The sequence below is a fragment of the Cryobacterium zongtaii genome (genome assembly GCF_002909375.1).
Lineage (GTDB): Bacteria > Actinomycetota > Actinomycetes > Actinomycetales > Microbacteriaceae > Cryobacterium > Cryobacterium zongtaii.
On record NZ_PPXD01000004.1, the window covers coordinates 18,912 to 44,892 of the forward strand.

The following is a 25,981-nucleotide window of genomic DNA, read 5'->3' on the forward strand; positions in this document are numbered from 1 at the left end:
TCTATGCTGCGTTCTTGCGGCGGGCGGCGACGGCGACCACGAGGCCGACGGCGCCGACGATGAGACCGCCGATGCCGAGCAACCGGGCCAGCACATCGTCGGTGGCGGTCGGCTCGGTCGCGGCGGCGTCATCCGCTGCGGCAGCGGCATTGTGACCGTGGCCGGACTCTGCGCCGGCCTCGGTGACGGTGAGCGACGGGGCCGGGTGGGCCGGTTCGGTCTCGCCCTCGACGACGGCCTCTGACCAGTCGGTCTCCCCGACCTCGCAAGACTGCAGCACGGGGAACGCCAGCGTGTCGCCGACGGCGGCGTCCTCGGGGATCTGCAGGCTGAGTACGAAGGTGGTGCGCAGGCCGTCGGCGAGCGGGGTGAGAGCCGTGTAGGAGACCTGGCCGTCGGTGAGTGGCGTGATGTCCCAGCCCGGGTTGATGGTGGGGGTGACGCTGGTGATGGTGTCGGGGATGTCGATGGTGATGCCGGTGGTGGCCGACCCGTCGCAGCCGTGGCCGAGCGAGAAGGTGAGCAGGCTGTAGGAGCCGGCGGCGGTCGACGACGGTTCGACATCGACGTGGGCGCTGGCGGCCAGCGGCGCAGACAGGGCGAGCAGGCCGGCTCCGAAAAGGGCGGTGGCGGCGAAGACGGGCGTGGAGAGCTTCATGATGGGTCCTTGGTTTTGTGGCCGGTCGACACGCGAGAGGTCGAATCGTGGCCGCAGCCCGCGCGGGGCCGACAGGCACGGCGGGGCTCGGTACGAAAATTCGGCGGGGCGGCCGACGGATGGGTCGACATATATATAAGAGGTGCGAAGACTGAAGGTGGCCGAGCGTGACGCTCAGGCGAACAGGTGCACCGGCGGCCCGCGATGCCGCATCGGACTCAGCAGGACGAGAAGGTCGCGGGGCGGCAGAGCGGCCGAGGACGCCGAGATCGTCTGGGGGATGTTCGGGATCGGGGTGAGCACGAGGATCCGCACGAGGGCCTGCAGGGCCACCGTCGCGGTGCTGAACAGACCCCAGAAGGCCCGCTCGCCGAAGCGGAGCGCCAGGACGGTCACCACGGCGGCGAGGACGTGGGCCCCGGTCATCATCAGCCCGTGGTCGGCTCCGGACATGGTGCCGGCTTGCATCGATGATGGCACCAGCACGGCGACGCTGCCCGCGCTGTGGGCGTGCGCGGTTGACGCATCCGTGGTCACCAGGGCGCCGCCCGCGCTGCCGAAGGAGAACAGCCCATGGAAGATGAGCTGACTCAGCAGCACCGCCGCGGTGAGTCGCCAGGTGGACAGGGTGCGGCCGGACAGGGCGATGGAGACGATCCCGGCGAAAGCCAGGGACACGACCACGGCCAACAGGCCGGGCACGCCTCCGCCACCCACGGTGTGCGACAACGCGGCAACAAACGTGGAGACGGCCGCGACGATCCACCCACGGGCGAAGCGCGCCCAGCGTGTGGTCATGATTCTCCCTTTGTCGCGGTTCCTCGAATCTATCAGGACCGCGCCGTTCAGCTGCCTCTCGGAGAACACGCGGCGCCGGTCGGGCAGAATGGGAACCGTGATGGCACCAAACAGGCACCCGGCATTTTCCCTCGGCACGTCGATCGCGGTGGCCGCCCTGCTCCTGTCGGGTTGCGCCGCCAACGAATCCGGTGACGAGACGAGCACTCTGGCCGGCACGCTGGACGGTGCCGGGTCGAGCGCGCAGGCCTCCGCCGAGGACGTTTGGGTGTCGCAGTTCCAACGGACCAACGCCAGCGTGACGATCAACTACGACCCGACGGGCTCGGGAGCGGGCCGGGAACAGTTCATCGGCGGAGGCGTCGACTTCGCCGGCTCCGACTCCGCCCTCAGCGACGAGGAACTGGCCGGGGAGTTCGCGGCCTGCGCGCCGGGGTCCGCCGCCATCGACCTGCCCGTCTACGTGTCACCGTTGGTGTTGGTCTACAACGTCGATGGCGTGGACAACCTGCGCCTGGATCCGGCGGCGATCGCGAACATTTTCTCCGGTGCGATCACGCGGTGGAACGACCCCGCCCTCGTCGACCTGAACCCCGACGCCACCCTGCCCGACGAACAGATCTCCGCGGTGCATCGCTCGGACGATTCGGGCACGACGAAGAACTTCGCCGATTACCTGTACCAGAATGTGCCGGAGATCTGGACGAGCGAGCCTGCCGACGCGTTTCCGTATTCCGGTGAGGGCGCCCAAGGCAACTCCGGCGTCGTGAGCGCCGTCGCCAACGGCAACAACACCATCGGCTACGCGGATGCGTCCAGGGTCGGTGACCTCTCTGTCGCGGCGTTGCAGGTGGGCGACGAGTTCGTCGATTACTCCACCGAGGCCGCTGCGGCCATCATCGATGCCTCGCCCCTGGTGGAGCGGGACAACCCCAACGACCTGGTGGTGGATGTCGACCGCACCTCCACGGCCCCCGGCGTGTACCCGCTGGTGCTCGTGAGCTACCTGATCGCCTGCGAAGACTATCCCGACGCCGACCAGGCCGAGCTCGTCGCGGCCTACCTGGCTTACGTGGCCAGCCCGGAGGGTCAGGCCGCCGCCGCAGAGAGCGCCGGTTCGGCGCCGCTGTCCGCTGACTTTTCTGACCGGGTGCTCGAGGCCGTCGCCAGCATCCGCTGAGCCGCGCGCATCCGCCCCCCCTGACCAGGCCGGGCGGATATCTGTGGAGCACCCGCGGATGCCCCACAGACATCCTGTGCTCGCGCGCGCTGTCACAAACCCGAATTGTGAGGGAGCACGCGAACGACAAAACCGTACCGCATCCCCGATCGTGCGCGACGGATTCGCGCGCCGGTTAACCGCCGGCAGGGCACCCGCCGAAACGGATGCCCTGCCGGTTGTGCGCTGGTGTTACAGGTTCGCCAGAGCGGTGATCGAGGCGTCGCCCGGCGTGGCCGAGGTGAAGCTGGAGTCGATCTCGGCCCGGTCGAGCAGGTCTTCCATGCGACGACGACGCTGCTTGGGGATCAGCGTGACGACGGTACCGGACTTTCCGGCGCGGCCGGTGCGGCCGGCGCGGTGCAGGTAGGTCTTGTACTCGTCGGGCATGTCGGCCTGGATGACCAGGTCGATGTCGTCGACGTGGATGCCGCGGGCGGCGACGTCCGTGGCGACGAGAACGTTGACGCGACCGCTGGTGAGCATCTGCAGGTTGCGGGTACGGCGGGCCTGGTTGAGGTCGCCGTGCAGGCTGGTGGCCTTGACGCCGGCGTCCTCGAGCTGGTCGGCGAGCTGCTCGGCGTAGGCGCGGGTGCGGCTGAAGATGAGCGTCTTGCCCTGGCGGTCGACAAGCTGGCCGATGATGGAGGCCTTGTCGCGGTGCTCGATGAGGAGCACCTTGTGGTCGATCGTGCTGGAGGCCTGGTCTTCACCGGCGACCTCGTGCACGGCTGGGTTGGTCAGGAATTCCTTGACCAGCGAGGCGACGCCCTTGTCGAGGGTGGCCGAGAACAGCAGACGCTGGCCGCCCTTCTTGGTGAGGCGCAGGATGCGCTGAACCGGCTCAAGGAAGCCCAGGTCGCACATGTAGTCGGCCTCGTCGAGGACCGTGATGACAACCTCGGACAGGTCGAGACGACCCTGCTCGACGAGGTCCTCGATGCGGCCGGCGGTGCCGATGATGATGTCCACGCCGCGCTGGAGGGCGCTGACCTGGCGGTACTGCGGAACGCCGCCGTAGATCTGGGTGGTGAAGAGGCCGACGCTGCGCGCGATGGGCTGCACGGTGCGGTCGATCTGCAGGGCCAGCTCGCGGGTGGGGGCCAGGATCAGCGCGCGGGGCTTGCGGGCCATCTTGCGGTCCTTGGCGCCGTTGTTCTCCATGAGCTTCTCGATCATGGGAGCGGCGAACGCGATGGTCTTGCCGGAGCCGGTCTTGCCGCGGCCGAGCACGTCGCGGCCGGCGAGCACATCGGGGATGGTCGCGGCCTGGATCGGGAACGGGGACGGAGCGCCGAGGAGAGCGAGCTCGCGCACGATGTTGCCACCGAGCCCGAGGTCGCCGAACGTCACGCCGACAACATCTTCTGCGGTCGTGGCGATGGCCTCGAGGCGCTCGAGCACCACGTCGTCGCCGGCGGCGAACTTGGGCTTGGAGTCGCGGTCGGGGTAGAAGTTGCTGGAGTGGCCGCCGTCGTTGGAACGGTCGTTGCGGGCCGCGCGGTCATTGCTGTACGCGGGACGTTCGCCACGGGCCGGACGGTCGTTGCTGTACGACGGGCGGTCGGTGCGGGCGGGGCGATCGCCGTAGGACGGACGCTCCGTGCGGGCCGGACGGTCGCTGTTGTAGGACGGACGCTCGGTGCGGGCCGGACGGTCGCTGTTGCGGTCGTTGTAGGCGGGGCGATCGGTGCGCGGGGCACGGTCACCGTACGACGGGCGGTCGTTGCTGTATGACGGACGGTCGTTGTTGTACGACGGGCGGTCGGTGCGGGGGGCACGGTCGCCGTAGGACGGACGCTCGGTGCGGGCCGGACGGTCGCTGTTGCGGTCGTTGTAGGCGGGGCGATCAGTGCGCGGGGCACGGTCACCGTACGACGGACGGTCGTTGTTGTACGACGGACGGTCGGTGCGCGGGGCACGGTCGCCGTAGGACGGACGCTCGGTGCGAGCCGGACGGTCGTTGTTGTACGACGGGCGATCGGTGCGCGGGGCACGGTCGCCGTACGACGGACGGTCGTTGTTGTACGAGGGACGGTCAGTGCGCGGGGCACGGTCGCCGTAGGAGGGACGGTCGCCGCGAGCGGGACGGTCGTTGTTGTAGGAGGGACGGTCGCCGCGAGCGGGACGGTCGTTGTTGTACGAGGGACGGTCGGTGCGCGGGGCACGCTCGTTGGAGGCCGGACGCTCGGTGCGGGCACCGTAGGCGGGACGGTCACCGTAGGCGGGACGGTCGGAGGAGGAGCGCTCACCGGAGCGCGCTGCGCGCTCGTCGGCGTTCCAGCGCTGCTTCTTGGGAGCGCCCTCGTCTGCGCGGTAGCCGCGGTGTCCGGGGCTCTTACTGCCGCCCTTGGGTGCGCCCTTGGGGCCGCCCTTGGAGTGGCTCGGGTCGAAGTTCTTGGCTGCGCGGCCGACGGCCGGCTTCTTGCTAGAAGGCATAGAAGTATTTCTGGGTTGTGTTGAGTACATGGCAGTAGTGCGTCGCACGGCGACGCAACCTGAGAACCCGGGCAGTCTATGGCCGGGGCCGTTCACATACAGTGATTTTTCACCAGCGGATTACTGGGAAACCGGCCCATCCTGACTTACAAACCCATCCGCGCACACAATGAAACACGCGGTGTCAAGAGCCGACTTGTCTACGTTACCTTATCGAGTCCCAAAAGTCACGGTTGCTAGCCGGCCGGCTTTGGGTGCGCGATGCCGTCGAGCCACTGTGCGAAGGACTGGGCACCGCGTTCGGTGTTGGGGGCCGGCAACAGGGTGCCGTCTCGCATCGCGGTGCCCATTCGGCCTGGGAGCTTGAATTGCACGATGCGGGTGTGAGTGCGCGTGACTCGGGCGTAGTCGCGCACCATGTCGACAAGGCGTTCCTCCCGTGGGCCGCCGAGATCGGGCACCTGCCCGCGCGGCGGGCCCACCGCAAGCTCGACGAGCCGCTGGGCAACCTCCCGCGCTGCCACGGGCTGCGTTCGCATGACGGGCACCAGGGTGAGGATGCCGCGCGAGCCTCGCCCGAGGGTCTGGGCCGCGAACTCGTGGAACTGCGTGGCCCTGAGCATGGTCCACGGCACGGCGCCGCGTTTCACCGTCTCCTCCTGGACGACCTTGCCCGCGTAGTACCCGGCGGAGACCGTGTCGGCATTCACGATCGAGAGGGTGACGTGGTGCCGCACCCCGGCGGCGGCCTCTGCCCTGAGCAGAGTGGCCGTGGCCGTGCCGAAGAAGCGGGTGGACGCTTTAGCGGACAACGTGGAGGTGTTGACCACATCGATGACCCCGTCAACACCGTCGAGCGCCGAGGAGAGCCCGTCTCCGGTCACGAGGTCGAGTCCGGTCGACCGGGCGAGGACGACAGGCTGGTGCCCAAGACGGCTGACCAGGTCGGTGACGTGACGCCCGACGGTGCCGGTTCCTCCCGCTATCGCAATCTTCACGACGCCTCCTTTTCGAGCTCTCCCCGCGGGGACAGGCCCAGGTGATGCCGCGATTCTATGCCGATGGCGCCGAAACCTCTGGGCCTGCGGGGCCCGCCGCGATTGGGCGGGAGGCCCGGGATCGTGCAGACTCGTTCGATGCGCACTCCCGATCTCTCCCCGCGTGCCACCGGTGGCCTGGTGAAGACCGCTGTGGCACATCCCCGCCTTCTGCAGGCCGTGAAGACGGCCGTTGCGGTGGCGATCGCCTGGAAGCTCGCCCCCCTGATGCCCGGCGTCGCCAACGATTACCCCTACTACGCGCCGCTCGGCGTCATCGTGGCCAGCTTCCCGACCCTGATGGGGTCGATCAAGAACGCCATGCAGACCCTTGCCGGGCTGGTGATCGGCATTGCTCTGGCGGCCGCGGTGATCATCTTCAGCGAACCCAGCGTGCTGACGGTGTCGCTCGTGGTGGGGATCGGCATGCTGTTCGGCGGCATCCGCCAGCTGGGCGCCGGACGGGAGTACGTGCCGATCGCGGGACTGTTCGTGCTGATCGTCGGCGGTCCGAACGCCGACGGCTATTCGATCGGATACGTCTCGCAGATGACCCTGGGCATCGTTGTCGGGCTGGCGGTGAACCTCCTCGTCGCACCCCCGCTGCGGGTGACTGCCGCGGTGAAGGAATTGTCCAGGTTGCGGAGTGCGCTCGGATTACACCTGGGTTCGGTTGCCGACGCGCTCGAGGCGAGCTGGCCGCCCGAGGAGGGCGAATGGTCCAAGCAGGGCGCCACGTTGGCGAGCACCAGCACCGCCGTGCGTCGCGCGTTGGCGGAGGCCGACGAGAGCCGCCGGATCAACCCGCGGGCGCGCATCCGGCCGCACGATCTCAGCACCGACTATGACGACCTGGCGGCGCTCGAGAACGCGACCTTCTATGTGCGCGACCTCACCGACGTGCTCGCTGGGGCGGCCTGGGGTACACCGGTGCCCGTGGAACTGCCGGCGGCGCTGCGACCGGCGCTGAGTGCGGCGGTGCGGGCGACGGCCACCCTGGTCAATGAATGGGACACCGGGGAACCGAGTCTCGACACCCTGCGGGCGGCCGAGGATGCCGCAGCCGCCATGACCCAGGCGATCCATGAGCACCGTGACCTGGGTGCGGAAGCCATCGTCGCGGCCAGCGCGGCGGCCCTCGACGTCACCCGGATGCTCGCCGCTCTGAGCCCGGGGATTACCCGCGACGTCCCCGCGAAGGCCTGAAGCCCCGCTGAGGCCGCCGTCGGGCCGCTCTGCGACGCGCCCGGCCGGCGTTTTGACGCCCGCCGATTAGCGGGCCGGGCCCGACCGATCTATTCTCGAAAGCACCCGCACCCAGCACATTTCAGGAGCATCCGTGAGTAACGGTCGCCGCATCATCGGACTCGGCTCCCGACGCTTTCTCGTTCTCTTCGTCGCCTATGCCGGCGGCATGGCCGTCGTGGCCACCGCCTTGCTCGGCGGCCTGCATTGGAACCTGCGCCCGGTGGCGCCCGCACAGGCCGGCGGAACCGCGAGCGAGGTCGACACCACGGCGATCGTGGGCATCCGCACCTTCACCGCGCCCGGGGACGCCGTGATCGATGAGGACGTCGTCTACGCCACCCAGCCTGACGGCACCCAGCTCACCCTCGACGTCTGCTCGCCGCCGGAAGCGGATGCCGGGTCAACCGCTGACGTGGACGGCGGCACCGGGGACGCGGCGGCCGGCCAAACGGCCGCGCCCGATCCGTCCGCTGAGCCCGAGCCGACGGCGGCTCCCGCCGACGACGCATCCGCGGATCCGGCCACCGCTGGCGCGATGGAACCGGGCACGGACACCGAGACGCCCTCTCAAGCCACCCTCCGGCCGGCGGTGCTCTCCATCCACGGCGGCAGCTGGGCTCGCGGCGACAAAGGCAACAGCGACTGGCGCAATGTCTGCGAATGGCTCGCCTCCGAGGGGTTCGTGGCGTACTCGGTGAACTACAGGCTGGTGCCGGCGGTGAGTTTTCCGGCTGCCATTGAAGACCTGGGCCGCGCCGTCGAGTGGATGCGCGCCAATGCCGAGCGCTACGGCGTCGACCCCGACCGAATCGGTGCCTTCGGCGGCTCGGCGGGCGGCAACCTGGCCACGCTGCTCGGTGCCCGCGGCAGTGGATCGCTCACCGACGGCAGCCGGGTCGCGGCAGTTGCCGAGCTCTCCGGGCCCGTCGACCTGAGCTACGACGGCATCGTGGTGGCCGGCGGCTCCTCTGGGCTTGAGCAGATCGTGCTCGACTACCTGGACTGCGAATCGCTGCTGGACTGTCGGGCGGCCCGGGACGCGTCGGCCGTCAGGTCGCTGGATCGCACCGACCCGCCCGTCTTCGTCGGGGCGTCCACTGACGAGTTCATTCCGCTGAGCCAGTCCACCGGCTTCGCCGCGGAGCTCAACGCCCTCGGCATCGTCAACCAGCTCGTCACCGTGCCGGGCAGCCTGCACTCCATCGGCATCCTCGATGCGGCGATGCGCGGTGCGGTGTCGGCCTTTTTGCACGAGCACCTCGACACGGACTGAGCCCGGCGCACGGCTCGAAAAGAGTTATCCACAACTCGAGGTTTTATCACACACGGGTTCGATGTCGGGATACTCTGCTTGCATGTCCACCATCGAAGATGCATTCACCCCTGGTCCCGGCGCTCCGCCCGGCCCGGTGGCCGGTGCTGTGGTCGGTGCTGTGGCCGGTGCTGACGGGTCGGCGGATGCGCTGGCGGTGGCGGTCGAGGCCGTGTCGGGGTTGGGCTGCTGCAGCGCCGATTACGACGCCCTGTCGGATACGCAGGTTCTGACCGGTCAACGTGATCTGGCCCGGTTGCGCAACCTGGTCGAGACCCGGGCGGTGTGGCTGGCGAAGACTCTCGCGTACCGGTCGCGGCCGGAGCTGGGCCAGCAGGGTCTGGCCGCTCAGCAAGGCTTCCTGTCGCCCGACGCGTTGATTCAGAAGGTGACCGGGGCGACGAAGACCGATGCGCGCAAGCTGGTCGACGTGGGCCGGATGCTCGCGCGCACCGAAGCCGCCGAGGCCGAAGCCGCAGCAGCGGCCGAGGAGGAAGCCGCCCGCCGGCTCGTCGATGGGACCGACGAGGGCGGCGAGACCGAGGGCCCCGGCATGACCGGTGCCGGTGGCAGTGCCGGTGGCGAGCCGGTCCCGCTGCCCTGGTACACGCCCATCTCGCACACCATCGCCGACGGCACCCTGTCGGTGGCCGCGGCACACGCGATCCGCACCGGGCTGGGCGACGTCGACACCGTCGTCACCGGGCCAGCCCTCACCGACGCCGTGCACACCCTGCTCGGTCAAGCGCGCACGATGACCGTGGACCACCTCCTCAAACGCTCCCGCCGGATGCGCGACAGCCTCGACGAGGCCGGCATCGCGGTCCGAGAACAGAAAGCCTGGGACGACCGCTACCTGCGAGTCTGGAAACTACCCACCGGGCAGGTCTGCATCAACGGGTTGTTCCCGCCCGAGCAGGGCGAATTCATCGTCTCCACCTTCGACAGCCTCACCAGCCCCCGCCGCGGCGGAGTGCACTTCGTCGACCCGGCCCGCGCCGAATGGGCCCAATCCGTGCGCGATGACCCCCGCAGCACCGACCAACTCACCGCTGACAACTTCCTCGACCTGCTCACAGCCGGCACCAAGGCCAGCCCCCACCGCATGCTCGGCGGCCGCAAACCCGCCGTCCGCATCCTCACAACCCTCAGCCCCACCCCCACACCGCCGCCCGGGAAACAGGTGCACCTGCAGGACCCGGCCGAGATCCTCGCCCCACTACCGGACGGCACCGGAAACGGCTACCTCGAAGGCAACCCCGCACCCGTGTCCCAGCAAACCATCGACCGACTCATCTGCGACTCCGGCACCATCGACATCACCTTCGACCCCACCGGCCAACCCCTCGACGTCGGCCGCGAAGAACGCCTCTTCACCCCCGCACAACGCATCGCCCTAGCCGCCCGAGACGGCGGCTGCCGATGGGGCGACTGCGACAAACCACCCACCCTCACCGAAGCCCACCACATCCAACACTGGGCCCGTGACCACGGCAGCACCGACCTCCGGCTCGGCATCCTGCTCTGCAACCCCCACCACCGACTACTACACACCCAAGGCTGGCAAATCCTCGAACACCAGGACCAATACTGGCTACGACCACCGGCAACCATCGACCCCGGCCAAACACTCATCGAAATGCCCAGCAAGAACCCAGCCACGCAGGAGCAACATCGGAAACAGGAGCCGAACGACAGGACCTGACCGGACGGCGGGTCACGACACCGCAAATACCAGTAGCGCCAGTTGAACCCGTAGGACCTCGCAGTGCGAGTAGGACCAGTAGGACCCGCAGTCCCAGTAGGGCCAGTGAGGCCAGTTCTGTCATCCGACTCCAGCTCGATCTGGAGCGCTGGAACGGCCGATTCATCGGTACGGCCGGACGCGTAGCGGCCGCCAGGGCGCGGTGCGATACTGGCGCCACTGCCGGTTGACCGGCCAACTTTCTACCGCTCGGGATTGCGATTCGGACATGGCCCTGACGTCGCGTGGCTGCGCTGCACACCGAGTCCTGCGCGCACGCCGACTGCGAACGACCGCCATTGCGGGTCTGCTCGTGCTGGGTTCCACGGTCCTCACGGCGGGCGCGCCGACAAGCATGGACGCCGCGTCAACCCTCGCCGCTGCCACGGGCACGACTACCGGCACGCGCCAGCCAAGCGACAATCCGACACCCACACCCACACCCACACCCACACCCACACCCACACCCACGGACACCCCACCGCCCACCCCGACCCCGACTCCGCAACCGACGGAGTCACCGATCGACGAGCCTTCGGAGCCGGGCGTGTCCCCGGAGCCGTCCGGGCCGCCGCTCAGCCCCAGCCCGACCAGTCCGCCAACGCCGGGTGTCCCGACGAGCCCGGAGCCGACGCCCACCCCGGAGCCGACGGCGGAGCCTACGCCGACCCCGCAGCCAACCCCCCAACCCACGGATCCGCCCACCGACTCCACGCCCCCGACGTCTCCACTCACGCCCCCCACGAGCCCAGAAAACATCCCCTCGACATCAACAAGGCCGTCGTCTCCGGCCCCACGCTCGCCCGGCCGCGCGACGAGGCCGCTGAGCACCGCGGTGGCGGCTCCCTCGCTCGATGCCGCCCGCGCAGCATCCGCTCTCGCGGCCGCGGAGGGCGCCCGCGCCAACGCCCAGTCGGCCTACGACGCCGCCAGACTCGATCTCGCGGCGACGATGGCCGATAAGACCGCCGCCCTCACCAGGCTCGAGGAGGTTCGCGTGTTGGCCGACGCGGCCGCACTTCGCGCAGAGGTATCGACGCGCACGATGGCCAACCTGGTGCGAACGATGGTGCAAGAGGGCTCCGGCACGGCAGCACTGGACGCCTTGCTCAGCGATCGGGGCTCGGCGGACCTGCTCTCCCGGCTGGGAACCGTCGACCGGATCTCGATGCTGGCGGGCAATATGAGCGAGATCCGAGCCCTTGTCGACAGGGACAGCCAACGTGCGGCCACCCTGCAGGCTGACCTCGCCACCGCGCAGACGGCGGCGCTGGCTTTTACCGTCACCGAGCAGCAGGACGCCCTCGCGACCGCGGAGGTGTCGCTGAGCCAGGCCACCGCGGCCTTCGCAACCGCCAGCACGAACGCCGAGGCGGCGCTGGCCGATTCAGTCCAGGCCTCCGCGGACCGCGCTACTCAGGCGGTCAGCCAGCTGGCCGGCACCCTCGGGGCCCGGCTGAGTGACCGGGGTTGGGCCACTCCTGCTGTGGGAAGCCTCACCGACGGATTCGGCCCCCGACCTGAGCTGCCGTTGCCCGGCGTTCTGCCGTTCCACTCGGGTGCCGACCTCGCCACCGCGTGCGGCTCCCCGGTGTACGCCGCCAGCGCCGGCGTCGTCGCCCAGACGGGCCGGTTCGGGACATACGGCAACTGGGTGCTGATCGACCACGGCGACGGGGTGACCACCGGTTATGCCCACATCGCAGACGACGCCACCCTCGTGGCTGCCGGCCAGAGCGTCACGGCCGGTCAGGTGATCGCCGGAGTGGGCACCACCGGCTCCTCCACCGGCTGCCACCTGCACCTCGAGGTGCGCGTCGACGGCGTGGCTCTCGACCCACTCCCCTTCTTCACCGACCGCGGGATCGGACTCGGGATCGGCTAGATCAGCGCAGTGAACGTCGCATCCGACGGTTCTCCCGGCCGCCCTCGACCACCAGGTACAACACCGGCAGCACCACCAGGGTCAGCACCGTCGATGACACCAGGCCGCCGATGACGACGAGCGCCAGCGGCTGCGAGATGAAGCCGCCGTGTCCGGTGAGCCCGACGGCCATGGGCAACAGGGCGAAGATGGTGGCGAGCGCCGTCATCAGAATCGGCCGCAACCGGCGAGACGCGCCGTGCACCAGGGCGTCGTAGACGCTCTGCCCCCGGCGCCGGTACTGGTTGACCAGGTCGACGAGCACGATGGCGTTGGTCACGACGATGCCGATGAGCATCAGAACGCCGATCAATGAGGCGACGCCGAGCGGGATGCCCGTGACCACCTGCAACGCGATCGCCCCTGTCGCCGCGAACGGCACCGATACCAGCAGGAGCAGCGGTTGCAACAGCGACCGGAAGGTGGCGACCATGACGATGTAGACGATCAGGATGGCGACGAGCATCGCGATGCCCAGCTGCTGGAACGCGTCAGTCTGGTCGGCCGAGACGCCGCCGAGACTCGCCGTGGCACCGGTGGGCAGCTCGGTGTCGGCCAGGGCTGTCGTGACCTGGGCGGTGGCGGTACCGAGGTCGTCGCTGTTGGGCGTGGCTGAGATCGTCGCGGTGCGCAGCCCCTTGGTGGTGGTGAGGGTGGACGGTCCGTCGACCTGCTGCACGGCGGCCAGGCTGTCGAGCGGGACCAGCCCCGCGGGAGTGGGGATCTGCAGGGCGGCGAGCTCCGCCGTGGTGGTCGGGGACGAGCCCGACTGCAGGTAGACCGACAGGGTGGCCTCGTCGATCACGATCGAGCCGATCGTGCTGGGCTGCATCGCCTGTGACACCAGCGTGCCGAGGGCCAGTTCGCTGAGCCCGGCGGCGGCCGCCGCACTGCGGTCGATGGTCACGGCCACGTACGGGCGGGAGGCGGCGAGGTTGCTGCTGGCCTGGGTGAGGGAGTCGAGCTCGCCGACGACCGCGAGAATATCGTCGGATGCGGTCTGCAGGTCGGCGCCGGACGCCGCCGTGATGTCGATTTCGATGTCCGACGAGCCGCCGAAGCCGCCCCCGGACGAGACCGTGATCTCGCCGGCGTCGTCGAGGGTGTCGAGTTGCTCGCGCACCTCGACCTGGACCGCGTCGGCATCCGCGGAATCGTCGGTGGTCACCGAGTAGGTGACGGTGCTGGAGGACGACCCTCCACCGGCGAAGGCCGCGAACGCACTGCCGCCACCGATGGAGACCTGCACGATGCTCACCCCGTCGACGGCGCGGACGGCGTCTTCGACCGCGGTGGAGGCGGCATCCTGGGCGGCGAGACTGGTGCCCACCGGAAGCTCCTGGCTGACCTGGAAAGTGGACTGGCCGGTCGAGCCGAGGAAGTTGACCTTCATGAAGGGCAGCATGGCGACGGTGCCGACCAGGACCAGTGCGGCGAGCAAGAGAGTGGCCACGTAGTGCCTGAGGGTCCAGTGGATGACCGGCAGGTAACCCTGCTGCAGACGACTGGGCTGTTCGCGGGCATCGCGTTCGTCGAAGCCGTCGGCGTCTGGCGCGGCGTGCCGGTTGCGGGTGGTCGGCGTGGACGAGGTGGTCGGTGCGACGGCGGCCGGTGCCGTCCCGGCGCTGACCAGCGCGGCTGTGAGTGGCAGGGCTGTGACTGGCGGGGCTGCGACTGGCGGGGCGGTGATGGCGGCGGACGCGGCGATTGCCTGACCGTCCGGGGACGGCTCGGCGGCGGCGGGCTTCGGCGCGCGCAGGAACCAGTAGGCCAGCACCGGAACGATCGTGAGTGAGACCAACAGCGATGCGAGGAGGGCGATGGTGACCGTGAGCGCGAACGGTCGGAAGAGCTCGCCCGTGGAGCCGCCGACGAACGAGATCGGCAGGAACACCGTGACGGTGGTGATGGTGGAGGCGGTGATGGCGCCCGCCACCTCTCGGACCGCGCGCACGATGGTCTCGGCGCGGTCGGCGCCCCAGACCAGGTGCCGTTTGATGTTCTCGATGACGACGATGGAGTCGTCGACGACTCGGCCGATCGCGATGGTGAGGGCGCCGAGCGTGAGGATGTTGAGCGAATAGCCCACCGACTGCAGGCCGATGAACGTGATGAGTACCGAGGTGGGGATGGAGATCGCGGTGACCAGGGTGGCGCGCACCGACAACAGGAAGACCAGGATCACCAGGACCGCGAAGATCAGGCCGAGGATGCCCTCCTGGGTGAGCGCGTCGATGGACTCCTGGATGAACGGGGCCTGGTCGAAGACCACGGTGATGGTGGTGCCGGGAACGGCGTCTTCGAGCTGCGGCAGGATGGCGCGCACGGCGGTCGAGACGTCGACGGTGTTCGCGGCCGGCACCTTGGTCACCGAGATGGTGAGGGCTGGTTCGCCGTCGACCCTGGAGATGCTGGTGACGGGGTTGTCGACCACCGCGACAGCGGCGACGTCGCCGATCGAGGCCGGTCCGGCCGCCGCGGGCGACAGGCCGGCTGCGGCGCTGGCGATCAGAGGCAGCGCGGCGATGTCCTCGGCGGAGCCGAGCTTGGTGCCGGCCTGCACCGACAGGGTGGTGTCGTTCTCGGTGAGGGAACCGGCCGGGATGAGCGACCCGTTCTGCTGCAGAGCGTCCCGGATGGCGCTCGCGCTGAGGCCGCGCGCGGCCAGGGCCGCGGCATCCGGCGTGATGGTGACGCGCCGGCCGATGTCGCCGACGAGGGCGGCATCGCGCACCCCGTCGATGTCGCGGATGTCGCCGAGGACGCTGCGGGTGAGCTGGTCGGCGATGGTGTCGGCGTCGCCGCCGGACACGGCGAGCGACAGCACCGGGAAGTCGTCGATGCTGCCACTGATCACCTGGGGGTCGAGGTCGGCGGGCAGGGTGGTCTTGATGCGGTTGACGGCCTGGCTGATCTTGGATTCGGCCTTGACCAGGTCGGTGCCGTAGGTGAACGTGGCGTTGACCAGCGACGAGTTGGTGCTGCTGGTGGTGGAGGTGGATTCCAGGCCCTCGATGCCCTGGATGGCGGTCTCGATCGGCGTGGACACGTCATCGTTGACCACCTCGGGCGAGGCACCCGGGTAGCTCGTCGAGATCAGCAGCGTCGGCAGCTGCAGGGAGGGGATCAGCTCCTGCTTGAGGCTGGTCAGCGCGAGGGAGCCGAAAACGGCCGCGACGATGGTGATGAGCGCGATGAGCGCCCGGTTCTTCATGCTCAAGACCGAGAGAAAATACACCCGATCAGTATCCCATTGCACAGTAGCCACCTGCGGGGCCGGCGGCCGTGAGATGTGACGGTCTGGTTACGGTCAGACCACATCGGCGAGGTACCCGGTGTCGGGCAGTGGATGCCGCAGCAGCGACTCCCAGGCCAGCCCGAGGGCGTCGAGGGCACGCGGCATCTCGTCGGGACCGGAGCAGAACGGGATGCGCAGGAACCTCTCGAACGCTCCGTCGATGCCGAAGCGCGGGCCGGCCGGCAGCAGCAGCCCCTGGGTGCGCGCCGCGAGGGCGAGCTGGGAGCTGACCGGCCGGCCGAGGTTGACCCACAGGGTGACGCCGCCGTCCACGTGGGGCACCTGCCAGTCGGGGAACCGCGTGCTCAGACCCGTCACGAGACGGTCCCGCCCCGCCCGCAACAGCGTCCGGCGGGACTCGAGAATCTCGGGCAGCTCCCGCAGCAGCCGGGTGACGATGAGCTGCTCCAGCACCGGGGTGCCGAGATCGTTGGCGAGCCGGGCCGCGGCCACCTTGCGGATCAGGCCGGGGTCGGCCCGGATCCAGCCCACCCGCAGACCGCCCCAGACCGTTTTACCCACGGACCCGACGGTGACGGCGAGGTCGGGCCGGTCGGGGTCGGCCGAGGCGGCGAACGGGCCGAACTCCCCCGGCCGGTCGATGTCGAGTTCGCCGATGGTTTCGTCGCTGATCAGCACGGTGCCCTGCCGGGCGGCCGCGACCAGCACCCGTTCTCGTTGGGCAACGGGCATGGTCTGCCCGGTGGGATTCTGGAAGTCGGGCATCAGGTAGCCGAGCACCGGATTGCTGCGCTGGATCGTCTGCAACAACGCCGACTCGTCCCAGCCGGCGTCCGCGCCGGGCAGCGCGGCGGTGACCGACACCGGCATCAGGCGACCGCCGGCCGCCCGCAGCGCCTCGTAGGCATGCGGGTAGGTCGGCGTCTCGACGAGGACCCTGTCGCCCCGGCTGATCAGCACCCGCGCGAGCAGGGCGATGGCGTGCTGGGCGCCGACGGTGACCATGATCTGTTCGGGCTCGGTGGGCAGCCCCCTGGCCCGGTAGCGGTCGGCGATGGCCCGGCGCAGTTCGGGCAGGCCGACGGGGTCGAAGCCAGAGCCGGTCAGGTGCGCCGGCAGGTCCGCCGCGGCGAGCGCGGCCACCTCGGCGAGGCCGGGCCAGGCGGGCAGCACCGCCTGGCCGAGATCGAGCACGCCGGCCGGCACCGCGGCATCCGCCACGACGGTCACCCCGGGCAGACGGGCGACACTGCCGGAGCCCCGCACACTGTGCAGATAACCGGCTTCGCGCAGCTGCCGGTACGCGGCCGTGACCGTGGTGCGGCTGAGCCCCAGCCTGATGCCGAGGTCGCGTTCGGCGGGCAGCCGGCTATCGGTGGGGATGCGGCCGTCGAGGGTGAGTAGGCGGATGCGGTCGGCCAACGCCCGGTAGGCGCTGCCCGCCGTGCGCCAGTCGCCCAGCAATGACTCCAGGCCGCGGGCGGTGAGCTGGTTCGACGACATGAAGCCACTCTAGGCAAATTGGCTACTTGAGGACAGGGTGCTGATGCAATTGGATTGACTCTCATGACCCGTCGTGTGATTCAGCTCATCATTGGCCTCTTCCTGTATGGGATCGGTATCGCGTTGATCGTGCGCGGCGCGATCGGGGTGGCCCCGTGGGACGTACTGACCCAGGGCATCGACGGGCAGCTGCACCTCGGTTTCGGAGTCATCACCACGATCATCAGCGGCATCGTGTTGCTGCTGTGGATCCCGCTCAAGCAGCGGCTGGGCATCGGCACCGTCCTGAACGCTGTGCTTGTGGGCCCGGCGGCGGATGTGGGCCTGTGGCTGGTGCCGGCAGACCTCGCCCTGTGGCTGCGAGTGTTGCTGTTCGCCGCCGGGTTGCTGCTGCTGGCCATCGCCTCGGGTATCTACATCGGTGCGGGACTCGGCCCCGGTCCGCGCGACGGCCTGATGACCGGGCTGCACGCCCGCACCGGCTGGCCGATCTGGACGGTGCGCACCGGCATCGAGGGCCTGGTTCTCGCGACCGGCTGGGTGCTCGGCGGCAACGTCGGGGTGGGCACCGTGCTGTTCGCCCTCCTGGTGGGGCCGCTCTGTCAGTGGACGCTGCCGCTGTTCGCCAGGGACCGGGACCGCAGCCGTCGTGAGGCGACGACCCCCGCGTTCGATCCCGCGTAGCTCGCGAAAGCGGCCCGGTGGCGACCTCGGCCGGCGGAGGCGACCACTTTCCCGCTCTCGCGGGATGAACGCCGCCTCGTTAGAGGGTGCGGTCCAGGTGGGCCGCTAGGGCGTCACGCACGAAGCCGGCCCCGGCCTGGCCGCCGTAGTGGGCCGCGAATCTGTCGTCGGCGACGTACATCTCGCCGAGCCCGCGCACGTAGGCGGCGGCCGGGTGGCCGTTCTCTCGCGGGATGCCGGGCACACCGTCGAGCCACTCCACGTGCCGCCGGGCTAATTCCTGCGCCTCGGCACCGGCGGGAGCGATCCGTCGCGCGGCGGCATCCTGCCAGTCGGCCTGGAGCGCGGCGGTCGTCGCCTGCCACTGGGCACGTTGCGCGGGGCTCATGCCCCGCCACCACCTGTCGCCGCCGGCGTAGGCGTCGGCTCCCCAGCGCTGTTCGACCTCCTCCTTATGAGTGGTGTGGTCGAAGCCGTCGAACATCGCCTCTGCCATGAGCTGGTCCTTCCTCTCCAAAGCTGTGATGGTGGTCTGCACCGACCGGATCTGACGCTGCAACCTGTGTTGCTCCTGCTCGAGCCAGCCGAGGTGCGATCGCAGGGCCGCCGCTTCGTCGGTCTCAAGGTCGAGCACCTCACGAATCGCCGGCAGCCCGAGGCCCAGCGCGCGCAGCAACAGGATGCGTTGCAGCCGCACGAGCGCCCGGTCGTCGTAGTAGCGGTAGCCGTTGGCTGCGATCCGGCTCGGTGGGAGCAGCCCCTCGGCGCCGTAGTGGCGCAGGGTGCGGCTCGTGGTTCCGGCCAACCGGGCGATGTCCTGGATCGAGTGGTCCATCGGTGTCGCGGTCCTTTCGGTAGCGGCGTCGGGCGGGCCGCCCGGCGACGTCCAGGATAATTCTTGACGCTACGTCAATGTCAACCGCAGAATGCGACGATGGTGTCTTCGAGGATCTCGGCGACCTGATGGATCGACGACTCCGTGGCCCACTCGACAGGGGCGTGCGCTCCGGCGCCGTCGACCCCGAACAGCAGGCACTGGATGCCGGCCTCCCGGACCAGGCCGGCGTCGGTCCAGAACGGCTCGCCCCTCTGCACGACAGCGTGGCCGAGCACCCGTTCGGCCTGCTCGTCGAGCAGGCGCACGATGGGCCAGTTTGGATCGGCCTCGAATGCGCCGCGGGCGACGAGACGGGTGAGGTCGTAGCGGAAGTCGGCGGTGTCACGGGCCAGGCGGTCGAGGAGGCGCCGCAGCTCGGCCTCGATCAGCTCCGGGGTCTCGCCGGGCAGCGTGCGCCGCTCGATGGTGAGGGTGGCACTCGCGGCGACGGTCGCGGCATCCGTACCGCCGGTGATCGTGGCGACCCGGACGCTGCCGTGGCCGAGCAGCGGGTGCGCGGGTTTCTGCTCAATGCCGGCCCGGAGCTCATCGAGGCCCTGAAGCACCAGGCCGGCATGCCGGATGGCGTCGACGCCCTGGCCGGGCATCGACCCGTGGGCCGCCCGCCCGTGCAGGGTGAGCTCGAACCAGGCGAAACCGCGGTGGCAGACGGTGAGGCTGAGCTCGCTCGGCTCCACGACGATGGCCGCGTCGGCGGTGAACCGCCGCAGCACCTCCTCGGTGCCCAGGCTGCCGAATTCTTCGTCGGCCACCAGCGTCACCAGCAGATCGCCGGCCAGCGGCGTGAGGGTGGCCCGGTGCGCGGCGACCAGGACGGCGGCCAGGCCTCCCTTGGTATCGAAGGCACCGCGACCGTGCACCCGGTCGGAGTGCCGGGCGCCGGAGAACGGGTCGCCCTCGTAGCCGTCGACCCCGACGGTGTCGAGGTGGGCGTTGAGCATCAGGGAGGCACCATCGCCGGTGCCGCGCTTGATGCCGACGATGGACGGCCGGCCGGTACGTTCCTCCAGCCGATGCACCTCGAAACCTCGCGCGGCCAGCCACTGCGCGCACCAGTCGGCGATCTCGGCCTCGCCGGCGCCGTCCGGGCAGAGGTCGGGGTTGGTGGAATCGATGGCGATGAGGCGGGCGGCCAGCACGACGGGATCCAGGTGACCGTTGTCACCCGGCTCGAGCGAGCCGGGTTCGAGGGCGCCGGTCGGGCCCGGCTCGTGAGAAGGGTTCGTCGCCATTCACCGAACCTAGTGCCCGATGGCCCGGTCCGGCAGGGGGCCTCCCCCGGCGGCCGGGCGGAGCACTGTTTACCCTGGCGATGGTTTCGGCCAGAATTGCATGATGGGAGACGAAGCCGCCGTGGATGCTCCGGCGACGCCGGAGCGGGCATCCGCGAACGCGCCGCTTCGCCTGCTGGCAGCGGCACTGATTTCGACCTCGGCGGTGCTGTTGTTCGCACTGCGGATGCCGCTGCCCGGCTACGCCACGCTCGCGGCGGCCCTGCTCGTGGCCGTGCTGGTGGACCGGGCGCTGTTCCGCGACCTGCTCCTCATCGCGGTCGGGCTCCTGATCATCAGCACCATCTCGGTCGAGGCCGACATCAGTTATCCCAACATGGCGCTGATGGGGGTGGTGCTCTCGGCCGCGGTGGCCGTGCCGTACCTCATCTCACGGCGCGCCTTCGGGGACCGCCAGGTCTGGTTCCCTATCAAGACCGGGCAGCGCTGGACCACCCTGGAACGCTGGTACCTGGTGGGTGTGCTGCTGCTGGGGTACCTCATTCTGCCGAGCTATTTCATCCGCTCCGGCGCCTACTTGAATTGGCCGAGCATCAGCGCGCCCGACGAGCTCGGCCGGCTTTTCGTTGGCGTGGGGTTCGTGGGCATCTGGGACGAACTGTTCTTCATCTGCACTGTGTTCGCCCTGTTCAGGCGGCACTTCTCCTTCTGGACGGCGAACCTCCTGCAGATGGTGATCTTCGTCTCGTTCCTGTGGGAACTCGGCTACCGCAGCTGGGGGCCCCTGTTGACGATCCCTTTCGCCCTGCTGCAGGGCTACACCTTCTCGATCACGAAATCGCTGACCTACGTGGTCTGCGTACACCTGCTCTTCGACCTCGCGGTGTTCCTCGTGCTGGTGCACGCCCACAACCGCGACTGGCTGACGATCTTCCCCTACTGACCGGACTGGTCGGGCTGGCCGGGCTACCTTCGGATTTGCCGTGAGGGCCTTGCCGGGCGTCAAGACGCGATATATCTTGAGATGCATTGAACGCGATATATCGCGAAGGAGAAGACTATGACGCAGGAAAAATGGCTCGTCGCCCCCGGGCAGACGAAGGTCATCGATGTTGAGCTGGTTCGCTCGCTCAAAGTGGGCCTGATCGGCGGAAAAGTCGACGTGATCGGCAGCGACGAACCGGGCGCGCGCATCGAGGTGCACAGCGTCTCGGGCAAGGACCTCAAGATCTCGGTGGTCGATGACACCCTCGAGATCGATCACCCCCAGCTGCGCTGGGACAACTTCATCGACGTGTTCGCCTCCTTCCGCGGCAGCGCCAAGGCCGAGGTGAGCATCACCGTCCCCCGCGATGTCGCCATGAAATTCGGCGTCGTCACGGCTGACGCCCTCGTAACGGGGCTGCGCAATGACGCCAAGCTCAGCACGGTCTCCGGCGACCTCGTGGTCGACGACATCATCGGCGACCTCGAGCTCAACGGCGTGAACGGGGAGATGTCGGTTCGCAATCACACCGGCAACATCGTGGCGCACACTGTATCCGGCGACGTCACCGCGAGCGGCGACATCGGCCGGTTCACCGTCGACGGCGTCACGAGCGCTGTCTTCCTCGATATCGACGGCGTGCCAGACCAGGTCTCCACCAACCTCGTCAGCGGCAGCCTGACCGTTCGCATCGGCGCCGACGTGCCGACCCGCTACAAGATCAACACCGTCTCCGGCACCCTGCAGCTGGACAACCAGACCATCCGCGGCACCCTCGGCAAGGGGTACGACGGCAGCACCGGCAACCTCGACGGTGCCTGGCTCGACCTGCGCGCGAACTCGGTATCCGGAAACATCTCGGTCATCCGCCGCCACGGCGCCGGCGTCAACGACGCGGGCAGCACGGCCGGCAGCACCGACACCGCGGGTGACGGAGCGTCATCATGACCCCGATCTTCGCCCATGGCAGCCTGCGCCTCTACCTGCTGAGCCTGCTTGCCGAGCGTCCTCGGCACGGCTACGAGCTCATCCAGGCATTGAGCGACCGCTTCGGCGGCACCTACAGCCCGAGCGCCGGGACCATCTACCCGCGCCTGGCAAAGCTCGAGGAGGAGGGTCTGGTCACCAAGACGGCCGGCGACCGCAAGACCGTGTACGAGATCACCGACGCCGGCCGCGCCGAGCTCGCCGCCCGCGCCGACGACCTGGCCAATATCGAGAGCGAGGTCACCGACTCGGTGCGTCGCCTCGCCGACGAGGTCCGTACGGGGGTCACCGAGGCCATGAAGAGCCTGCGCGCCGACCTGGCCTCGGCCGCCCGCCAGAAGCCACCAGAGCCGACGAAGTCCACGGCGGACGCCCGCCCCACCGGCGACGCGAACCTGGCGCTGAGGGAGGCCGACATGGTGCTCAACGAGTTCCGGCAGCAGGTGCGCGCCGACCTGCGCCGCCAGGCCTACCGTTCGACGATGCCGGCCGACACCGTGCCGGAACTGCGGCGCCAGCTCGACGCCGTGCGTGCCAGCATCCGCGACTCGCTCACGCGGTAACCTGCGCGGCAGCTGGGAGAGTCCGGACGCACGGTGGAGGCCCGGACTCCCCAGGCACAGCGTGCGGAACTGCGCGCCCATCAGCCGGAACGATGCGAACGATCGACCGGACTTCAGCTGCGAAAACGCCCGGCTGATCCTGTCAATGTGCCGACAACTTGACAGCGAGGTGCATCGGAGTAGTGTCGTCCCTCGTGACACCAGAGGGGAACCCCCCAGCACCTGAAGCCCGATCACCGAAACGGTGGATAATCGGCGAACCGCTCGCCAGCGAACACCTGGACGGGCAGCTGCTTCCGAAGCACCTGGCGCTGCCGATTTTCGCCAGCGACCCGCTGTCCAGCGTCGCGTACGCTCCGCAGGAACTGCTGATGATCCTGACCCTCGGCGGGCTCGCCTTCCTGAGCTTCGCACCCTGGGTCGCGGCCGTGGTCGTGCTGCTCCTGGTGGTGGTGGTGGCCTCCTACCGGCAACTCATCAAGGCCTACCCCAACGGTGGTGGCGACTACGAAGTCGCCTCCAAGAATCTCGGCGAGAAGGCCGGCCTCGTCGTCGCATCCGCCCTGCTCGTGGACTNTCGTCGTCGCATCCGCCCTGCTCGTGGACTACGTGATGACCGTCGTGGTCTCGGTGTCCAGCGGCGTGGACAACATCATCTCGGCGCTGCCCGGGCTGGCACCACTACGGGTGGAACTGGCCGTGCTTTTTGTCATCGTGCTCGCCGCCGTCAACCTGCGGGGAGTCGCCGAGTCGAGCAAGGCCTTCGCTCTGCCCACCTACCTGTTCATCGGCAGTGTGCTGCTGATGATCGTCGTCGGCCTGGGCCGTGTGGCCCTGGGCGACGCGCCGGTCGCGGAGTCGGCGGGATTCGAGGTGGAGGCCCACAACCTCGCCCAGACGGCGTTCATCCTGCTACTGCTGCGCTCCTTCGCCAGCGGATGTAGCGCCCTGACCGGCGTGGAAGCCATCGCCAACGGCGTACCGGCCTTCAAGCGCCCCAAGATCAAGAACGCCCAGATCACCCTGACCCTGATGGGCGGCATCGCCATTGTGCTGTTCGTGGGGCTCACCGCGCTGGCGCTGTTCTCCAAGGTGCACTACGCGGAGAACCCCTGCGACCTGATCGGCTGGGCGGAGTGCGAGACCCAGCCCCAGCGCAGCCTGATCGCCCAGATCGCTGCGGCCACCTTCGGCAACAACTCGCTGATGTTCTTCATCCTGCAGGGCGCAACGGCCCTGATCCTGCTGCTGGCCGCGAACACGGCCTTCAACGGGTTCCCGCTGCTCGGCAGCGTGCTGGCCCGCGACTCCTACGCGCCCAAGTCGCTGAGCACCCGCGGCGACCGGCTGATCTACTCGAACGGCGTTGTGCTGCTCGCTCTGGCCGCCATCGTGATCATCGTGATCTACCAGGCCAACCTCACGGTGCTGATCCAGCTCTACATCATCGGCGTTTTCGTGTCGTTCACCATCGGCCAGACCGGCATGGTGAAGCACTGGCTGACCCTGTTGAAGACGGATCCGCCCAACCGGGGTTCGATCATCCGGAGCCTCTCGATCAACGGTTTCGGGGCCGCGCTCACCGGCGTGGTGCTGATCGTCGTCACGATCACCAAGTTCACCCATGGCGCCTGGCTGGTGTTCCTGATGATGCCGATCCTGTTCGTGCTGATGATCGGCGTGAACCGGTACTACCGCGACGTGGCCAAGGAGATCGAGGTCGACCCGATCACAACGTTCGGTTCGCAGGGCGACCACGCCATCGTGCTCGTGGGCAAGATGCAGAAGCCCGTGCTCAAGGCCCTCGACTACGCCATCGCGGCCAGGCACGTGAGCCTGGAGGCCGTGCACGTGTCGATCGACGAGGAGGAGACCGAGGACCTCATCATCGACTGGGCCAAGCAGAACATCCAGGTGCCGTTGAACATCGTGGCGTCGCCGTACCGCGACATCAGCTGGCCGCTGATCTGTTACATCAAGGACCGCCGCGAGGAGTACGGCTCCGAGGTTGTCACCGTGTACACGCCGATCTACATCGTCGGGCACTGGTGGGAGTCGCTGCTGCACAACCACAAGGCCCGCCGACTGCGCCAGAAGCTGATGCTCGTGCACGGCGTGACCATAGCGCTGGTGCCGTGGCTGCTGGACTCCTCCGAGCTCATCTACGGGCGCAGGTCCCGACCGATCCCCGGCCAGGAGCGTCGCGGTGAGCCCGTGCGCTCGCACCCGATCCCGCGCAAGCCCCTCGCTCCGGCGGGCATGGACACGACGAGCGTGGCAGTGCAGACAGAGGATGTCGGCCCCAAGTCGAGCCCGGCCAGCCCGCCGATGAAGCCGCGGCCCCGGCCGGTCAACCCGAACCGGCGCAAGCGCAAGTAGGCACGCGTCAGAGCAGGGCGAAGACCTGCCGAGCAATGGTCCGGCCGGCCCGTCGGGCGCCGATGGTGCTGGCCTGTGGCCCGTAGCCGGCCAGGAAGATCCGCGGGTCCGTCCAGGAGGAGCCGGCGCCGACCACGAGCCCGCCCGCCTGGTCTCGCAGCTTGAGCGGTGCCAGGTGGCGCAGCTCCGGCCGGAACCCGGTGGCCCAGATGATCGCGTCCGCTTCGGTGACGGAGCCGTCCGCCCACCGCACCCCGGTCGGCTCCAGACCGACGAACATCGGCCGCGCCACCAGGGTGCCCCTATCGATACCGCCCTGGATGCGTCGGCTGACCGGCACGCCGGTGCCGCTGACGATGCTCGGCAGCGCGCGGCCATTGCGGGCGGCGTCGTCCTGCATGGCCACCGCGGCCGATGCCCCCTCGAGATCAAGATGCTCGGTGTGCACCCAATCGATCGGGCGACGCGAGGCCCAGGTCAGGCTCGCCGCGACACCCTCCAGCTCGAGCATGAAGCCGATCGCGGAGGTGCCGCCACCGACCACAACGACCCGCTGACCGGCGAATTCGGCGGCATCCCTGAAGCCCGTGGTGTGCAGCTGGCGGCCGGCGAACCGCCCGGCGCCCGGGTAGTGCGGCACAAACGGTGCGCCCCAGGTGCCGGTGGCATTGACCAGCAAGCCGGCGAGGGTCTCCCGCTCGCCGTAGACCGGGGATGTTGTGCGCACGACGAGGTCGGCTCGTCGGTTGAACACCGACTGAACTGAGACCGGGCGCACGACGTTGAGTTCAAAATGCTCCTCGAAACGTCGGTAGTACTCGCTCACCACGTCCCGCGCGGGCCGGGAACGGTCGGCGGTCTCGAAGCTCAGGCCGAGCTCGTTCAGGCCGGGGAGGTCGTTGACCCTGTGAGCAGCGCCGAGGCGCAGAGACTCCCAGCGGTATTGCCAGGCGCCACCGGCATCCGCACCGCGGTCGAAGATCACGAAATCACGCCCCGCCGTGAGCCCGAACCGCTTGAGGTGGTACGCCACGGAGAGTCCGGCCTGGCCGGAACCGATGATCACCACCGGCACAGCCGTGGCGTTCACCATGCGTCCTCTTCCCTGGGGT

General features: G+C 69.1%; 19 protein-coding genes. 10 read left to right on the forward strand and 9 right to left on the reverse strand.

The features are described 5' to 3' along the window. Window position 1: 1 nt before the first annotated feature. Window positions 2–658, reverse strand: a complete 657-nt coding sequence (locus tag C3B61_RS01970) for a YcnI family copper-binding membrane protein (RefSeq protein ID WP_103459358.1) — start codon at window positions 656–658, stop codon at window positions 2–4. 174 nt (window positions 659–832) lie between these two features. Beyond that, window positions 833–1,456 (reverse strand): hypothetical protein, encoded by a 624-nt coding sequence (locus C3B61_RS01975; protein ID WP_103459359.1) that lies wholly within the window; start codon window positions 1,454–1,456, stop codon window positions 833–835. Between the two features lie 100 nt (window positions 1,457–1,556). Between C3B61_RS01975 and pstS the strand changes: the two genes are divergently transcribed. Next, the gene (pstS, locus tag C3B61_RS01980; protein WP_103459360.1) at window positions 1,557–2,636 is read left to right on the forward strand and encodes a phosphate ABC transporter substrate-binding protein PstS; all 1,080 of its coding nucleotides are present in this window, start codon (window positions 1,557–1,559) and stop codon (window positions 2,634–2,636) included. Window positions 2,637–2,867: 231 nt separating this feature from the next. Here the strand turns inward: pstS and C3B61_RS01985 are convergent, their stop codons facing one another. Together C3B61_RS01985 and C3B61_RS01990 are read right to left on the reverse strand one after the other, a co-directional pair. Next, on the reverse strand, window positions 2,868–5,114 hold the full coding sequence (locus C3B61_RS01985; RefSeq protein ID WP_103459361.1) for a DEAD/DEAH box helicase: 2,247 nt from the start codon (window positions 5,112–5,114) through the stop codon (window positions 2,868–2,870). A gap of 236 nt (window positions 5,115–5,350) precedes the next feature. Then, window positions 5,351–6,112, reverse strand: coding sequence for an SDR family oxidoreductase (locus C3B61_RS01990; protein ID WP_103459362.1), 762 nt, complete (start codon window positions 6,110–6,112; stop codon window positions 5,351–5,353). Window positions 6,113–6,250: 138 nt separating this feature from the next. Between C3B61_RS01990 and C3B61_RS01995 the strand changes: the two genes are divergently transcribed. The 4 genes from C3B61_RS01995 to C3B61_RS02015 all read left to right on the forward strand — a co-directional run bounded on the left by C3B61_RS01995 (window position 6,251) and on the right by C3B61_RS02015 (window position 12,340). Further along, window positions 6,251–7,357 carry an FUSC family protein gene (locus C3B61_RS01995; RefSeq protein ID WP_103459363.1) on the forward strand — a complete coding sequence of 369 codons (1,107 nt, stop codon included), beginning with the start codon at window positions 6,251–6,253 and terminating at the stop codon, window positions 7,355–7,357. 133 nt (window positions 7,358–7,490) lie between these two features. Then, on the forward strand, window positions 7,491–8,672 hold the full coding sequence (locus C3B61_RS02000; RefSeq protein ID WP_103459364.1) for an alpha/beta hydrolase: 1,182 nt from the start codon (window positions 7,491–7,493) through the stop codon (window positions 8,670–8,672). Window positions 8,673–8,754: 82 nt separating this feature from the next. After that, window positions 8,755–10,416, forward strand: coding sequence for an HNH endonuclease signature motif containing protein (locus tag C3B61_RS02005; protein ID WP_103459365.1), 1,662 nt, complete (start codon window positions 8,755–8,757; stop codon window positions 10,414–10,416). A gap of 874 nt (window positions 10,417–11,290) precedes the next feature. Then, entirely contained in the window at window positions 11,291–12,340 is a 1,050-nt protein-coding gene (locus C3B61_RS02015; RefSeq protein WP_103459366.1) for a M23 family metallopeptidase, read from the forward strand. A 1-nt stretch (window position 12,341) separates the two neighbouring features. Here the strand turns inward: C3B61_RS02015 and C3B61_RS02020 are convergent, their stop codons facing one another. Further along, entirely contained in the window at window positions 12,342–15,617 is a 3,276-nt protein-coding gene (locus C3B61_RS02020; protein WP_103459367.1) for an efflux RND transporter permease subunit, read from the reverse strand. A gap of 72 nt (window positions 15,618–15,689) precedes the next feature. After that, on the reverse strand, window positions 15,690–17,141 hold the full coding sequence (gene yczR, locus C3B61_RS02025) for a MocR-like transcription factor YczR (RefSeq protein WP_103459368.1): 1,452 nt from the start codon (window positions 17,139–17,141) through the stop codon (window positions 15,690–15,692). A gap of 63 nt (window positions 17,142–17,204) precedes the next feature. Here yczR and yczE point away from each other — a divergent pair, with 63 nt between their 5' ends. Beyond that, window positions 17,205–17,825: a membrane protein YczE gene (gene yczE, locus C3B61_RS02030; protein WP_103459369.1), complete on the forward strand. Its 621-nt coding sequence runs from the start codon at window positions 17,205–17,207 to the stop codon at window positions 17,823–17,825. Window positions 17,826–17,904: 79 nt separating this feature from the next. On the opposite strand, the gene C3B61_RS02035 is transcribed toward yczE, so the two are convergent. Together C3B61_RS02035 and C3B61_RS02040 are read right to left on the reverse strand one after the other, a co-directional pair. Next, window positions 17,905–18,660 (reverse strand): MerR family transcriptional regulator, encoded by a 756-nt coding sequence (locus C3B61_RS02035; protein ID WP_103459370.1) that lies wholly within the window; start codon window positions 18,658–18,660, stop codon window positions 17,905–17,907. Between the two features lie 80 nt (window positions 18,661–18,740). Next, a complete protein-coding gene (locus C3B61_RS02040) occupies window positions 18,741–19,955 on the reverse strand; it encodes a M20/M25/M40 family metallo-hydrolase (protein ID WP_103459371.1) in 1,215 nt (404 codons plus the stop codon). 100 nt (window positions 19,956–20,055) lie between these two features. On the opposite strand from C3B61_RS02040, the gene C3B61_RS02045 reads away from it, so the two are divergent. From C3B61_RS02045 to C3B61_RS02060, 4 genes are all read left to right on the forward strand, one after another. Further along, entirely contained in the window at window positions 20,056–20,898 is an 843-nt protein-coding gene (locus C3B61_RS02045; protein WP_341866758.1) for a CPBP family intramembrane glutamic endopeptidase, read from the forward strand. Window positions 20,899–21,015: 117 nt separating this feature from the next. Next, a complete protein-coding gene (locus tag C3B61_RS02050; protein WP_103459372.1) occupies window positions 21,016–21,888 on the forward strand; it encodes a DUF4097 family beta strand repeat-containing protein in 873 nt (290 codons plus the stop codon). After that, window positions 21,885–22,490: a PadR family transcriptional regulator gene (locus C3B61_RS02055; protein WP_103459373.1), complete on the forward strand. Its 606-nt coding sequence runs from the start codon at window positions 21,885–21,887 to the stop codon at window positions 22,488–22,490. The genes C3B61_RS02050 and C3B61_RS02055 overlap by 4 nt, the downstream gene beginning before the upstream one ends. Before the next feature lie 612 nt (window positions 22,491–23,102). Next, window positions 23,103–24,869: an APC family permease gene (locus C3B61_RS02060; protein WP_425266406.1), complete on the forward strand. Its 1,767-nt coding sequence runs from the start codon at window positions 23,103–23,105 to the stop codon at window positions 24,867–24,869. A gap of 7 nt (window positions 24,870–24,876) precedes the next feature. Here the strand turns inward: C3B61_RS02060 and C3B61_RS02065 are convergent, their stop codons facing one another. Then, window positions 24,877–25,962, reverse strand: a complete 1,086-nt coding sequence (locus C3B61_RS02065; protein WP_103459374.1) for an NAD(P)-binding domain-containing protein — start codon at window positions 25,960–25,962, stop codon at window positions 24,877–24,879. Window positions 25,963–25,981 lie beyond the last annotated feature (19 nt).